The organism is Protofrankia sp. CiP3, assembly GCF_917627345.1.
Lineage (GTDB): Bacteria > Actinomycetota > Actinomycetes > Frankiales > Frankiaceae > Protofrankia.
In genome coordinates this window covers 71,833-86,051 of sequence record NZ_CAKJTM010000003.1, presented here as the reverse complement: position 1 = coordinate 86,051, position 14,219 = coordinate 71,833, and the positions used below count along the sequence as shown (strand labels likewise).

Genomic DNA, 14,219 nt, shown 5'->3' with positions numbered 1-14,219 from the left:
TGGCCGGTTGGCCGGTTGGCCGGTTGGCCGGTTGGCCGGTTGGCCGGTTGGCCGGTTGGCCGGTTGGCCGGTTGGCCGGGTGTGGGTGCTGGGCCACTGGCCGGAGGATTGACAGAACCATCCCGACCGTCGAACATATGTTCGATAGCCGGGATGGTCGAAGTGGTGGTCGCGACACAAGCGGCGGTCACGACAAGGCGCACGGCAGGGGGTGGTCATGACACTGACCGATATTGACCGCGCGCGGGGTGGAGCGGGCGGGTCGGTCGACTTCGATCGCATCCCACCTCATGATCTTGCTGCTGAGCAGAGCGCGCTGGGCGGCATGCTGTTGTCGAAGGACGCGATCGCGGACGTCGTGGAGGTACTCGCCGCGGGTGACTTCTATCGGCCCGCGCACGGTACGGTCTACGGCGTCATCGGCGATCTGTACGGCCGTGGTGAGCCGGCTGACGTCATCAGCGTCGCGGCCGAACTCGGCCGGCGGGAGCTGCTTGAGCGGGTGGGTGGGCCGGCATACCTGCACACCCTCATCTCAAGTGTGCCGACGGCGGCAAATGCCGGCTATTACGCCCGCATCGTCGCGGAGAAGGCTGTTCTGCGTCGCCTGATGGAGGCCGGCACCCGTATCGTCCAGCTCGCCTTCGGCCCCGCGCAGGACGTCGACGAAATCGTCGACCGCGCCCAGGCCGCCGTCTACGAGGTCACCGAACGTCGTTCGAGTGAGGACTACGCGCCCCTCGGTGAGCTGCTCAACCCCGCTCTGGAGGAGATCGAAGCCATCCAGGGGCACAACGGGTCACTGACCGGGGTTCCCACCGGCTTCAATGACTTGGACGAGCTGACCAATGGGCTGCACGGTGGCCAGTTGTGGATCATCGCGGCCAGGCCCGCCGTCGGGAAGTCGACCCTCGGTCTTGATCTTGCTCGGGCCGCGTCGATCCGTAACAGCATGACATCTGTGATCTTTTCGCTCGAGATGAGCCGGATGGAGATCACCATGAGATTGCTGTCGGCGGAGGCACGGGTGTCGCTTCAGAGCATCCGTACCGGCCGCCTCACCGACGAGGACTGGGCCCGCCTCGCCCGCCGGATGGGCGAGGTCGCCGACGCTCCCCTGTTCATCGACGACAGCCCGCACCTGACCATGATGGAGATCCGGGCGAAGGCCCGGCGGCTCAAACAGCGCAACGACCTACGGATGATCGTCCTTGACTACCTACAGCTGATGTCGTCGCCGAAGCGAACCGAAAGCCGTCAGCAGGAGGTCAGCGAGATATCGCGTTCGCTGAAACTTCTTGCCAAGGAACTCGATGTCCCGGTGGTGGCGATCTCCCAGCTGAACCGCGCCTCGGAACAGCGCGCGGACAAGCGTCCGCAGATCTCCGACCTTCGTGAATCGGGGTCGCTGGAGCAGGATGCGGACGCGGTGATCCTCCTTTATCGGGAGGATACGGTGGAGAAGGAGTCGGCCCGTGCCGGCGAGGCCGATCTGATCGTCGCCAAGCATCGTAACGGCCCGACTGGCACCGTCACCGTCGCTTTTCAGGGCCATTACTCCCGTTTCGTCGATATGGCCAGTTGAGCGGGAGCAAAGATTTGGACCGATGCCTGCGCCCGGTCACGTGCCGTAGGTAGCGGGATGGTGTGAAAATCAAGCACGCTGAACAGCGTTCGCCGAGTCGTGCATCTCGTATCGGCGGTCGCGCCAGCGGCCGGCCGCGGAGGTTCAGCCTGCGGGTTCGGCCTGGGTGCCGTCACGGAGGCCGGCGGACCCCGAACACCTGGCTGTGAGTGCCGAAGCGGTAGTGGTGCGGGGCGATGACCGCGACAAGGGTGAACCAGCCGATGACATGCAGCCCGACGATGACCGCGGTCATGCCCGCGATCGTCGCCCACTCCCGCGGGCCGAGCGCCTGGCGAACCCGCTCGTACAGCGGTACGGCTTGCGACCCGGTACCGGCTTCCACGGTCATGATCTTTCCCCTCGCGTTCGCGGCCCCGCCGCGGCCCCGCCGTTTTCCGTTCCGGCTCTCCCGGCCAGACAGCGGGGCAGGCAGGCGGACGGGTCGGTCGACGGTAACCAGCACAGATAGTCTTTTGCAAGACTTTTGCAGTCGCTTGGTTATTGCGGTCTTGTGTGCCGTGTGCCGTGTGCCGTGTGCCGTGTGCCGTGTGCCGTGTGCCGTGGCGGGTGCGAAGGTGGGTGCTCCGCTGGCGGAGCGCTGGCTGAGCGCTCGCGGAGCACAGTCCCGCTTGATGATGAAGGCGGTTGTCGGGCCGGGTGCGAACGTGCCGAGCAGGTGGTGCCTCCCCGCCGTGGCCGGGATGCCCAACAGGTGTTCCCAGGCATGACGCGCATGCCAGACTTGCGCTCATGACCGCTCCCGAAGACGCCTCGGATGCTGCGCCGGTGCTGGAGGTCGCGCGCTTCGATGTCACGCCCGGCGAGGAGGCGAAGTTCATCGATGCCTACCGCTCGGTCGCCGCCGAGCTCGCTACCTGCCCCGGTTGCCGGTCGGCGCGGATGACCCGCGGAGTTGAGTCACCGTCACGGTTCGTTCTGCTGGTCGAGTGGGACAATCTCGACGCGCATGTGGTGACCTTCCGGGAGTCCGCTCGCTTCGTCCGCTGGCGTGCGGCGCTGGGCTCCTTCTTCGCGCAGCCGCCTACCGTGGAACATGTGACCGACCTGCGGTGAGCACCTTCGTCAACTACTTCCTCTTCGCCCCACTGTTCGCGACGTTCTTCGGCATCCTGGGACGGACGATCCCCGCGATGTTGTTCCGGGCTGCCGTGCCCCGTCGCCGGATCGGCGTGTACAGCCTGTTCCGCACTGGATACGTCATTGTGGGCGTTGTGAGCCTGTTTCTGTTCGCGATCGGGACGCGGTTGAGCCAGCGGCTCGTGGAACCCGACGGCCAGGTGCGCTTCGTGGCTACCGCACGCGAGCACGATGTCGCCCCACTGCTGGGTACGGTCGCGTCCTTCGCCATCGTGTGGTTAGCCCGGCGGGAGTGGTTGCGCCGGCACAACAACCGATACTGATACCCTGCGGCGGGCGGGCCTGATCCGTGAACGGTGGCGTCGGCGGCCAGTCAGTCCGGCGTTATGCCTGGCCGGGATGGGTAGGCCGCCGTGAGCGTGCTTGGCTCCGCTCCTGCGGGTCCGTGTGCGACCCGCTCGATCAGCTGCGAGGACTGTCCGATGCCTGCTCTGCGTTCCCGAACCACTACTCACGGCCGTAATATGGCTGGCGCTCGTGCCCTGTGGCGTGCCACCGGTATGACGGACAGTGATTTTGGTAAGCCGATCGTGGCGATCGCGAACAGCTTTACCGAGTTCGTCCCCGGCCATGTGCACCTGCGCGACCTCGGCCGCATCGTGTCGGACGCGGTCGCGGAGGCCGGCGGCGTGGGACGGGAGTTCCACACGATCGCGGTGGACGACGGCATTGCCATGGGCCACGGTGGAATGCTTTACTCGCTGCCGTCCCGAGAGATCATCGCGGACAGCGTCGAATACATGGTCAACGCGCACTGCGCGGACGCGCTCGTCTGCATCTCGAACTGCGACAAGATCACACCGGGGATGCTGCTGGCAGCGTTGCGGCTGAACATCCCGACCGTGTTCGTGTCCGGTGGTGCGATGGAGTCCGGTCGGGCGGTCGTCGCAGACGGTGTGGTCCGGTCCGGTCTGGACCTCATCTCCGCCATCGCCGCGTCAGTGGACACCACGGTCGACGACGCCGAGCTGGACGCTGTGGAACGCTCGGCGTGCCCGACCTGCGGGTCGTGTTCGGGCATGTTCACCGCCAACTCGATGAACTGCCTGACCGAGGCGCTTGGGCTCGCCCTGCCCGGCAACGGCTCCACCCTCGCCACCTCCGCCGCCCGCCGCCACCTGTTCGTCCAGGCCGGGCGGACCGTTGTGGACCTGGCGAAGCGGTGGTACGACAAGGACGACGACAGCGTCCTGCCACGGTCGATCGCGACCCGCCCCGCGTTCGCCAACGCCTTCGCCGTGGACGTGGCCATGGGCGGTTCGACCAACACCGTCCTGCACCTGCTGGCCGCCGCGGTCGAGGCCGGCGTGGACATCACCCTGGACGACATCGACGAGATCTCCCGGACGGTGCCGTGCCTGTGCAAGGTGGCGCCGAGCTCCGAGTACCACATGGAGGACGTCCACCGGGCCGGTGGCATACCGGCCATCCTCGGTGAGCTCGACCGGGCCGGACTGCTGCGTCACGATGTTCACACCGTCCACTCGGCAAGCCTGGCGGAGTTTCTCACCCACTGGGACGTCCGCCGGCCGGACCCGTCCGGACAGGCGGTGGAACTCTTCCACGCGGCACCGGGCGGAGTGCGCACGATCGAGCCGTTCTCCTCGGTCAACCGGTGGGAGTCGCTGGACACCGATGCCGGCTCGGGCTGCATCCGTGACGTCGCGCACGCCTACTCCGCGGATGGTGGCCTCGCGGTGCTGCGCGGGACGCTCGCACCGGACGGCGCCGTGCTCAAGACCGCCGGGGTGGAGGCCGGGCGGCTGACCTTCCGCGGCCCCGCGCTGGTCCTGGAAAGCCAGGAGGACGCGGTGGACGCAATCCTGTCCGGGCGGGTCCACCCAGGTGATGTGCTGGTCATCCGTTATGAGGGCCCGCGGGGCGGTCCGGGCATGCAGGAGATGCTGTACCCGACCACGTTCCTGAAAGCGCGTGGCCTCGGGCCGGTCTGCGCGCTGGTTACCGATGGGCGGTTCTCCGGCGGGTCCGCGGGTCTGTCCATCGGGCACGTGTCGCCTGAGGCCGCCCACGGCGGCACGATCGCGTTGGTTCGTGACGGCGACATCATCGAGATCGACATTCCGTCGCGCCGACTGGACCTGCTGGTGGACGCGGTCGAGTTGGCCGCGCGGCGGGCGGCCTTGGTGGCGTCCGGCGGTTTCCGGCCGGTGGACCGGGCGCGTCCGGTGCCGGCCGCGCTGCGGGCCTATGCCGCGATGGCGACGTCGGCATCGACTGGTGCGGCTCGTGACGTCCGCCTGGTCGACCACGGCTGACGGGCTCCGCTGATCCCGTTCGCGCTGATCTCATTCGCAGTGATCCTGTTCGCACTGATCCCGTCCGGTGACGGGATCAGGCCGGGACGCAGAGAGAAAGCGCGAAGTCGTCGGCCGGGTCGCTCCACCAGCGGACCATGGCCAGACCCACGGCCGCGAACTCGGCGGTGAGCCTGTCCCTGGTGAACTTGGTGCTGATTTCGGTACGCATCTGCTCGTTCTCGGCGAAGGACACCGACAGGTCGAGCGCGCCGATCTGGATCCGCTGGTCCCGCACGGACCTCAACCGCATCTCGATCCAGGAATTGGCAGCGTCCCAACAGACCACGTGGGCGAACCCGCGCGGGTCGAAGTCCGCGTCGAGTTCGTGGTTGATAACCGACAGGACATTGCGGTTGAACGCGGCCGTGACGCCGGCACTGTCGTCATAGGCGGCGACCAGCCGGTCGGGATTCTTGGCCAGATCGGTCCCGAGCAGCAGCGTGTCGCCCTCGTTGAGCTGGGCACGCAGGCTGGTCAGGAAGTCGTGCCGCTGGGCCGGGGCGAGGTTACCGATCGTCCCGCCGAGAAAGACGACCAGCCGACGCTTGGCACCAGGCAGCCGGTCGATGCCGGGCAGCAGATCAAGGTGGCGCTCGAAATCACCCACAACCGCGTGGATGGTGACCCCTGGGTACTCGTCGCGGACAGCGATGGCGGCTCGGGAGAGCACCGTTTCGTCCACGTCGAAGGGGACGAACCTGCGCAGGTGGCCGCTGTGGCGCAGCGCGTCGAGCAGCAGACGGGTCTTTGCCGAGGTTCCGGAGCCGAGCTCGATGAGGGTGTCTGCCCGCGACATGGCGGCAATCTCCTGGACGCAACCGGTCAGGATGGCCCGTTCGGCGCGGGTCGGATAGTACTCGGGCAGACGGGTGATGGCATCGAAGAGCATGCTTCCGGTGGCGTCGTAGAACCACTTGGGTGGCAGCTCCTTCGGGTCCGCCGTCAGTCCGGTCCTGACGTCGGCCGCGAGCGCCGCGGCGCGGTCGGATGCGGCGAGATGCCGGTCGACGACGATTCTCGGGTCGGTACCGGTCGCGGCGATACCGACCCGAGAATCGATACCGGTACCGAGAACAGAACCGACATCGGAACCGACATCGGTGACATCGGTACTGGATCCTGTCATGGATGCAACCTCCGGGAGTGCTTTTACAACCGAGAGTAATCGAATTCTAGATCAAATTACTAATGGTTACATCCCGTGTGTCGGTGGTCAACAATTGATGGTCGTCAAGATCGACCCATTCGTTCGAGTCGTCGCTGGGCTCACTGGCTACGTCCATCCCTATGTCGTCCCCATCCGTGGATACCCGGTACGACAGCGTTTCACCCCAGGTAGTAGCGACGATCTGGCTACCGTCGGTGGCCAGCAGATTGAGCCGGGCGGCACCGTCGGCGCGGCCCGCGGCGACGACCACCTCCGCTACGGCGGCGGCGAGGCTCACGCCGGCGGCCAACCGCTGCCAGACCGCGGCAGCCAGCAGCGCGGAGTCGCAGCGCGAGTCAGGAGCCGGGGCGCCCCTGGTCCAGTCGAGCATGCTCATCAGCACGTCGACGTCGACCCGTCCGTTATGGCTGAGCAGATAGCGGCCATACGCATAGGGCGCGGTCGCCGTCTCCTCGATCGGCATCCCCACGGTGGCGTTGCGAACCGCGCCCAGCACGCAGCTTGCGTTGACCACGCCAGCGAACGAGGCGAACGAGGCGTCAGTCCAGATGGGGACCGCCCGCCGGTAGCGCGCCGGCTCGGTCCGCAGCGTGGGGACGTACCAGCCGACGCCGAAGCCGTCGGCGTTGATCCGGCCGTGCAGCATCCGTCGTGGCATCCACGCCTGGCGCAGCAGACTGTGCGGCGGATCGCGAAGGAGCGAGGTCAGTGTCCGTGGTGTCCCGAGCCAGGCCATATGACGACACACCCGCATCAGCCTTCCATCTCGGCGTCGCGGGCGAGGCGGAAGCCGGTGAAGATCTGGCGACGGATCGGATGGTCCCAGTTGCGGAAGGTTGACCGGATGGCGCTGTGGTGGGTGGCCCAGGACCCACCGCGCAGCACCTTGTAAGCGTTCGGGGACGTCCGGGGGAAGAACGCCTCGCTGTACTCGCGGTACGGGAATGCGGTGAATCCCGGATAACCCGTGAAATCGCTGGCTGTCCACTCCCACACGTCACCGATCATCTGTTCGACGCCGTACGCGCTGGCTCCGGCCGGGTACGCCCCAAGTACCGCCGGACGGGACGTGGCATGGTCCAGGTTGGCCTGTTCCGGCGTCGGGCCGCTGTCCCCCCAGGGAAAACGCCGCGAACGCCCGGTGACGGGATCGTGCGCACAGGCCTTCTCCCACTCCGCCTCCGTGGGCAGCCGCCGCCCGGCCCAGCGCGCGTGCGCCTGCGCCTCGTACCAGCACACATGCTGCACGGGTTCATCCATCGGGACGGGCTCCTCGCGGCCGAAACGGCGCCGGACCCAGCTCTTTCCCTCCTGGCGCCAGAACTCCGGCGCCCGCAGGCCCGCCTCGCATCGCCACGCCCAGCCCGACGCCGACCACAGGCGTTCATCGTCATAGCCACCGGCGTCGATGAACGCCACCTGCGCCGCGTTCGACACCGGCAACGTGTCGATGAAGAACGCGGGGACGTACACCCGGTGCGCGGGCCGTTCGTTGTCGTAGGCCCAGGTATGTCCGGGCGCGTCGCCGTTGGTACCCATCGTGAACTCGCCGGCCGGCACCAGCATCTCTGGCGCTGGTGCCGGCCGCCCGGCCGGTGGAACCCGGGCCGGGCCGGCGTCACCGATGACCGGAGGACCCACCCGGAGCTGATGGGTGGCCAGCATCGTCTCGTCGTGCTGGTGCTCGTGCTGGAGCACGAGTCCGTAGACGAAGCCGCCCGCCAGCAGCGCGGTACGCGCGAGCGGCCCGCGCAGGGCGTCCGGGTCGAGGCGTTCCAAGCCGTCAAGGACATTGCCGCGGACCTCGGCCAGATAGGAACGAGCCTGTGCCGGGTCGAGCAGCGGCAGGGCAGGCCGGTCCGCCCGGGCATGACGGAACGCGTCGTACAGGTGGTCGATGCCCGGCCGCAGCGGCTGCCGCCCCGCTGCTGTCCGCAGCAGCCACAGTTCCTCGTAGTTGCCGACATGGGCGAGGTCCCAGACCAGGGGCGACATCAGTGGTGAGTGCTGGCGCCACAGGTCGGTATCGCCAAGATCGGTGTAGGCCAGGCTCCGCGCCCTGCTGTCCGCGAGCGCCTGGGCGATGTCCGCCGGTCGCGGGTCTTCCTCCGCCGTCACAGTGCGATCACATCCGTGGTAGTGGGTCCTGCGACCTGTGTCGTTGCCTGTGGGCATCCATTGGTCCTGTTGTTATTTTCGATCATGTTCCGATCGATCTCGGCGCGTAGCAGACCGGCCGGCCCGACCTCGGCCAGCCGGTCGATGAGATCGTCGGCGGGGCAGCGTCCCGGCTCCACGTAGGCGTCGAAATACGCGTCGACGGCCGTGAGGAGGGACGTTGCGGCGCCCATGCGGCCGAGAGCGTCGCGGGCCGCGCCCGCGCATGCCCTGGCGGCCTTGTGCAGCGCTGTGTCACGCAGCCCCCTCAGCGCCGCCGTGGCCCACTCGTGGGCGACGGGCAGGCATACGTCGGCCGCGATGTCAGCGGCACGTGCATCGTCGAGCAGGGCGGTGGTAACGGCGACCACCACCGGCCAGTTCCCCGCCGGGGTGGCGTCGAGGTACCGCAGCTCCAGCCAGCCACGTGGCCGCACCGGTGGGAACACAGTGGTCGCATGGTAAATCAGATCTCTTACTGTCGGTATCCGTGGCAGCGGGCTATCGCCAGCCACCCACTCGCCAAACGTCGTCGCGGCAGGGGGCTGTTGGAATCCGCCGTCGGGATCCCGCAGCAGCATGACCCTCGCCGCCAGGAGGTAGTCCGCCCAGGCTGACGCCGGATCGGGCTGGTGAGCGGTCGCCACCGGCCGGGTCCGGGTCCGGTCGATCTTCGACCACAGCGCCTGCCGGGTGGAGCGGTAGCCGGTGGCTATCCCGGCCAGCATCGGGGATGCGGCGAACATGGCCACCAGAGCCGGGCCCAGGGTGTGCGCCAGCTCGAATCGCCCAGCCCACTGGGCCGGGCTGCCCGCGTCCAGGTTGACCTGGACGGATGCGGTCGAGCACATCATCATCATGCCCGCTGACCCGCCACCGGCGCGGAAGTACCGTTCCATTGCCCGGTAACGGGACGTAGTGAGATGCCGATGCGGTGGCCGGAGGGGGTCGGTGCCCATCCCGACGAGCGCGAGGCCGGCGCCGGTGAGCATCGACCGGATCCGGGCGAGGTCAGCGGCCGTTCGCGCCAGGGCGTCGGAAAGCGGCAGCGGTGGAGCTGACAGCTCAAGCTGGCCACCGGGTTCGAAGGTGATCCGGGTACCGCCCGGCAGGGTCGTATGTCCTGGGATGCCGGTTGCCCCGTTGGACGGACTGCCTCGATGATCATATGAGCTGCCGGCCACGGCGTCCGTGAGCGCCGCCATCGTTCGGGCGGGGGGCACTGGGCGTGACACGGACTCGGTGTCGACGACGAACCACTCGGTCTCGATGCCGACGCTTCCCGGTGGCTGATCGGCCAGGCAGGTCAGGCGTGCGTAGCGATGGACGTCGGCCGCTGACCGGATCGCGTCGTCGGTGCCATACGGATCTTCCTGTGGCTTCCCTGACTGTGTCCGTGTCATGAACCCTCCAGGTCCGGACCGGCCAGCTGTCGCTGGCCGCGGGTCGGTGCGGGTCGCTGCTGTGCCGTTACGTCGTATCCCGATACAGCCGCGCGGGAGCTCGACCTTCAGGGTTCCCCGGGCCTTGGCCGCACGCAAGGATGTGGAATGGTGGTCACTGTGTAACTGATTTGTTGTGGCGGCCGGTGATGGCCTTGCGGCACGCTCCGTGATGGTTGACGCGCGTCCAGCCCGCGGCGCTGTGACTGGTCGGCGCCTGGCCGGTTTGTCTACAGCGGAGGTGAGGGGTCTTGCGCCACGCGGGCCGGTTTGGCCGTCATCTGGTCGGCCGGAAGACGATGATGACCGGGGCGTCACATGGACAATGGCCAGGTCGCTCGGCCATGGCGGAGTATCTGCGCTGTCGGCAGCTCTACGCGGTCGAACGTAAAGACCGGGTAGGCAGGGCGGCTGCGGTCGCCGGTGTGGTTGCCGCCCTTGTCACGATTGTGGTCAGCGTGTTCGGCGCACTGCTGAGCCTGGCCGCGTCTTTGATAGTGCAACTAGTTATCTGTTTTGTTATGCTCGTGCTGGTTGTCGCGGCAGTCCGGTTCTATCGCTCTCCGCCGGAAATCGAGTCGTGGCGGGAGGGCGCCGAAGCCGAACGGCGTACCGCACGCGCGCTTGAGCGGCTCACCCGTGCTGGGTACACCATCCTTCATGATCGATCTCTTGCTGGTTCCGCCAGCAATATTGATCATCTGGTCATCGGGCCGTCCGGACCGTGGCTGGTCGAGACGGACGCGCACCGTGGGCCGTTCCGGCAGAACCGGGCCGGGCTGTGGGCGGGTCGGGTGCCATTGCAACCCATGATCGAAATGGTTGCCTGGATGGGTACGGAAATTACCGATCAGCTGGCCGCTGAACTGCCGGAGGGCTGGCAGGTCACGGTCCAACCGGTCGTCGCGTTCTCGCGTGCCGCGCCGCCCCATGGACTCGCTGTGTTCGACGATGTCGTATTGCTGCCGGTAGCAGGGGTCGCTGATTACATCCTCACAGCCGGTGTTCTTCTCAAGCCGCTGGACGTCGCCATGCTGGCGGACGCCGCTGAGCGGGTGTTTCCGTCCTATCCGGTGAACGGCCCGGCGCAGACCTGGCCAGCCAGGTCCAGGTTGCGGGGCCTGCTGCGGCGCTGACGCCCTGCGGCGCCAGGCGCCGCCCTGCCCACTTGCCCGCCTGGCGCAAGCCCCGCGGCGATGTTGGTTACCTGCAGGCTATACGCCGCATGGTTACCCGAAGGCTGGTAATCCCCTGATATCGTCAGCGGCCGGGCAGGGGTTTTTGGATGTTGACCGGGCCGGCGCGGTGTGAGCTTTCATCGGCTGACACAAGCCGGATGGCTCGCAGAGTTCCGTCCCGAGCCCGCTGGGGGCCTGCCGGGCTGCCAGACGATGGGGCTTGCTGGCGGCGACGGGATACCTTCACCGCGGTGTTGTGCCCACGGCTGTATACCGTCGCCGGACCACATCCCGGGTGGACGTTTGCGAGGTCAATGAGTTCGTGGCCGGTGTGTGCGAGCGCTGAACTACACCTGGAATGGTTGTGGTCTCGATACTGCTGGAATGCCGCTCGGCGTGGCCGAAATAGTATTCACGCCAATGGTGAAAAATTCGGAATAGACGATTGGTCGTGCGTACAGTAAGCTTTTGAGCAGGCCAGTCACTCCCTATTTCTGAGGCGCGGGCGAAGGGTGTGGAAATGGGTAAGAGAATACTTGTTCTGGATGCTGATGGAGAGCTTCTGGGAAAGTTCGCCGACACTTACACGGCACACCTGTGGAGCCATTACAGGATTCTCGCTCCCGGCTTCGACGGACATGTCGAAGTGTTCGATCCGCACACCAGGACATCGCTCGTCGTCGGAACTGATGAATGCCGGAGTATCATCTGGGGAAGGATCCAGAACACGTCGGTGTCATGTGACGAGCGGGCTGGGTCCGACGATCTCGGCCTGCCGGTGCTGCCGCCCCGACAGTTGTCACGCAGATCCGTGGCGCACGGCTGGCTCACCGCGGGAGCCTGACCGATTTCCAGGCGTATACGAACACCCTGAGCTGCATTTCCCAGCTCCCCGGCCGCCGGCTGACGGTGTCCCGGCCGCCGGGTGAACCGACACCGATGCTGCCCGTTCCCCATGAGTACCGCTGGGGATGCGCGGGCACCGCGGGGCAGCGCGTATGAATCACGGCCGCGCCGTCCTCGGTCCACGCGAGGGTTTCCGGTGTCGGGGCTGATGCGGGAGCGGCGGCGTGGGTAGCGGTGGTACACGGCCACCGCCATCCCTTACCTGCGCCGCCGCTCCCGTCTTTCGTGCTTTCGTGCCATCGGCAACCGGCTGCCGTCACCGATCTGTCGGCGTATGATCAGGGAACCTGCCAGCAGGAAGAAAAGCAGCAGCACGAACGTGTTAGACGTACCCCCGTTCGAGCTGGTCAGCACCATGTCCACGCCGGACCGCAGAACCGCCCCGCAACTCACGGTGATCGTGCGGTGCCCGGCCCGGTAGGTCGCGAACTGTACGACCGTGGAAAAACGACCACGGCTGTCCGCCGTTGTCTGTCCAATGATCTTGTTGTCGTCCGACGTGATGACAACCGGTGCGTCCGACCTGCATCCCGCGCCGGTGGCGATCAGTGTGTCCCCGGCGGAGAGAATCGGATGGTCCAGCAGCAGCTCGCCGGGTACCGGGGTGCGTGGGGTAGGCGTGGGCGTCGCTCCCGGGGTGGTCGGTGTGCACCTGCCCGACGACGCGGTTCGTACCAACTTCGTCGGGCAGGGAGCCGGCGGCTGCGGGCATCGCTGTCCGGCGGGCACGAGCAGGCCGCCAGGGCAGGGCACCGACGGTTGCGGACAGCGGCCCGTGCTGTCCGGCAGGGCTCCGCCTGGGCAGGTGGCACCGGGCGTCGGTGTCGGACACGGCTGGCCGGCCGGCACCGTAGTCCTGTCGGCACAGGTCACCGGTTGCCGTGGGCACTGATCCTGCGAGGGCGCGGTTGATCCGTTCCAGCAGGTGACGGTTGGCGGCCGGCAGGTACCATTCGCGTCCCGTGTCTGTCCGGTCGGGCACGGCTGTGGTGGGCACTGTTCCCGGGTGGGCGCGCTGCTGCCGTCCCAGCAGGTCACGGGTTTGGCTGGGCACTGGTCTTGTGAGGGTGCGGTTGATCCGTCCCAGCAGGTGACGGTTGGCGGCTGGCAGGTGCCGTTCGCGTCCCGTGTCTGTCCGCTGGGGCATGGTTTCAGGGGGCATTTGTCAGTGGATGATGCGGTTGATCCGTCCCAGCAGGTGACCGGTTTGGGTGGGCACTGTTCCTGGGTGGGTGCGGTTGATTCGTCCCAGCAGGTGACGGTTGTCGGGTGACAGGTGCCGTTTGCGTCCCGGGTCTGCCCTTCGGGACATGGTTGCGGAGGGCAATCCTGTCCACCCGGGACCACGGAACCGTCCGGGCACAGGCAGCCGTCTGGCGTCCCGGTCGGACAGGGACTGGGAGTGCTCTCTGGGGTGCCAGCTCTTGGAGTAATCACAACATCGCTGAACGTGGAACTGGCAGCGTTGTCCATTGCCGCTGTGACAGCTGTTGCGGGAACCGGTGCCGTGCTGTCTGCGCGTAGCGCCCCCAGGATGCCCAGCAGGAGCAGGCCGGGAAGGAGGAAGGCGATAGTCATCCTGCCGGGTCGAAGACGCCGCTCACTGGCTATGGCCGAAAATCGCATGGCGCCCCCGCCCCACGAAAGGAGCGACGCTCTGTCGCGCACCGGACAGTGCGTCAGACTGCCGTCTCGTTCGTGAGATATGACAGTAACATCAGCGGCACTACGAACAGTGGATTATTGGGGGGCGACCGTGGTCATTGTCGTGAAGATGACGCGGCGTGTTGCGGTACTGTTCGCTGTCACGATGATCGTGGCGGTACTCGTAATAGTTCCGTTAACAGGCCCAGCCCGTGCGGTGGATACCCGCGGTGCGGCCACCAGCGCGGCCGGTGCCGGGGCTGTCGTGCTGGATGCCGCTGTCAACAACGTACCGGTTTCCGGGTGGCGAATTGTGCTCGACCCCGGCCAGCCCACCCACGTTGTCGTCGCAGTTCGTAATAATCGGAACGAGTTGGCACAGATACGGTCAATTCGGGTGAGCGGGTCGACGTTGGGGCTGACTTTCTTCGTCTTCGACACCGCTGTCAAGATGGATGTCCCCGCAGGCACCTCGGTTACCTGGGAAGTCGACGTCGACATGGCCGAGCTGCGCGGACAGGCAACCGGGCTGCTGTCGATGCAGGTCGCTCTGCGGGACGCCAAGCGCACAGTCGTCGCTTCGGCCAGCGGTATCGCCGACGTCCACGGCTCACTGGTTTC

At 66.9% G+C, this 14,219-nt stretch carries 13 protein-coding genes; 6 read left to right on the top strand and 7 right to left on the bottom strand.

All coding sequences use genetic code 11. The features are described from left to right. Positions 1-217 precede the first annotated feature (217 nt). The gene (dnaB, locus tag MJ797_RS01900; RefSeq protein ID WP_239331128.1) at positions 218-1,585 is read left to right on the top strand and encodes a replicative DNA helicase; all 1,368 of its coding nucleotides are present in this window, start codon (positions 218-220) and stop codon (positions 1,583-1,585) included. Positions 1,586-1,757: 172 nt separating this feature from the next. On the opposite strand, the gene MJ797_RS01895 is transcribed toward dnaB, so the two are convergent. Then, positions 1,758-1,976 carry a hypothetical protein gene (locus MJ797_RS01895; RefSeq protein ID WP_239331126.1) on the bottom strand — a complete coding sequence of 73 codons (219 nt, stop codon included), beginning with the start codon at positions 1,974-1,976 and terminating at the stop codon, positions 1,758-1,760. 401 nt (positions 1,977-2,377) lie between these two features. On the opposite strand from MJ797_RS01895, the gene MJ797_RS01890 reads away from it, so the two are divergent. The 3 genes from MJ797_RS01890 (at position 2,378) to ilvD (ending at position 5,061) form a co-directional block, all read left to right on the top strand. After that, the gene (locus tag MJ797_RS01890) at positions 2,378-2,701 is read left to right on the top strand and encodes an antibiotic biosynthesis monooxygenase (protein ID WP_239331123.1); all 324 of its coding nucleotides are present in this window, start codon (positions 2,378-2,380) and stop codon (positions 2,699-2,701) included. Further along, positions 2,698-3,048, top strand: coding sequence for a hypothetical protein (locus MJ797_RS01885; RefSeq protein WP_239331120.1), 351 nt, complete (start codon positions 2,698-2,700; stop codon positions 3,046-3,048). The genes MJ797_RS01890 and MJ797_RS01885 overlap by 4 nt, the downstream gene beginning before the upstream one ends. A 159-nt stretch (positions 3,049-3,207) precedes the next feature. Continuing rightward, positions 3,208-5,061 (top strand): dihydroxy-acid dehydratase, encoded by a 1,854-nt coding sequence (gene ilvD, locus MJ797_RS01880; protein WP_239331102.1) that lies wholly within the window; start codon positions 3,208-3,210, stop codon positions 5,059-5,061. 76 nt (positions 5,062-5,137) lie between these two features. Here the strand turns inward: ilvD and egtD are convergent, their stop codons facing one another. The 4 genes from egtD to egtA are packed head-to-tail and all read right to left on the bottom strand — an operon-like array spanning position 5,138 to position 9,831. After that, positions 5,138-6,229 (bottom strand): L-histidine N(alpha)-methyltransferase, encoded by a 1,092-nt coding sequence (gene egtD, locus MJ797_RS01875; protein WP_239331099.1) that lies wholly within the window; start codon positions 6,227-6,229, stop codon positions 5,138-5,140. Between the two features lie 46 nt (positions 6,230-6,275). Further along, positions 6,276-7,019, bottom strand: coding sequence for an ergothioneine biosynthesis protein EgtC (gene egtC, locus MJ797_RS01870; protein WP_239331327.1), 744 nt, complete (start codon positions 7,017-7,019; stop codon positions 6,276-6,278). A 5-nt stretch (positions 7,020-7,024) separates the two neighbouring features. After that, positions 7,025-8,446, bottom strand: coding sequence for an ergothioneine biosynthesis protein EgtB (gene egtB, locus MJ797_RS01865; RefSeq protein WP_374581200.1), 1,422 nt, complete (start codon positions 8,444-8,446; stop codon positions 7,025-7,027). Beyond that, positions 8,386-9,831, bottom strand: a complete 1,446-nt coding sequence (gene egtA / locus MJ797_RS01860) for an ergothioneine biosynthesis glutamate--cysteine ligase EgtA (RefSeq protein ID WP_239331095.1) — start codon at positions 9,829-9,831, stop codon at positions 8,386-8,388. The genes egtB and egtA overlap by 61 nt, the downstream gene beginning before the upstream one ends. A 383-nt stretch (positions 9,832-10,214) precedes the next feature. Between egtA and MJ797_RS01855 the strand changes: the two genes are divergently transcribed. Together MJ797_RS01855 and MJ797_RS01850 are read left to right on the top strand one after the other, a co-directional pair. Further along, positions 10,215-11,006 (top strand): nuclease-related domain-containing protein, encoded by a 792-nt coding sequence (locus MJ797_RS01855; RefSeq protein WP_239331092.1) that lies wholly within the window; start codon positions 10,215-10,217, stop codon positions 11,004-11,006. Positions 11,007-11,568: 562 nt separating this feature from the next. After that, a complete protein-coding gene (locus tag MJ797_RS01850; protein ID WP_239331089.1) occupies positions 11,569-11,892 on the top strand; it encodes a hypothetical protein in 324 nt (107 codons plus the stop codon). 260 nt (positions 11,893-12,152) lie between these two features. On the opposite strand, the gene MJ797_RS01845 is transcribed toward MJ797_RS01850, so the two are convergent. Both MJ797_RS01845 and MJ797_RS27340 read right to left on the bottom strand, forming a co-directional pair. Further along, positions 12,153-12,707: a hypothetical protein gene (locus MJ797_RS01845; RefSeq protein ID WP_239331087.1), complete on the bottom strand. Its 555-nt coding sequence runs from the start codon at positions 12,705-12,707 to the stop codon at positions 12,153-12,155. A 1,279-nt stretch (positions 12,708-13,986) separates the two neighbouring features. Further along, entirely contained in the window at positions 13,987-14,205 is a 219-nt protein-coding gene (locus MJ797_RS27340) for a hypothetical protein (protein WP_374581197.1), read from the bottom strand. Between the last annotated feature and the right edge of the window lie 14 nt (positions 14,206-14,219).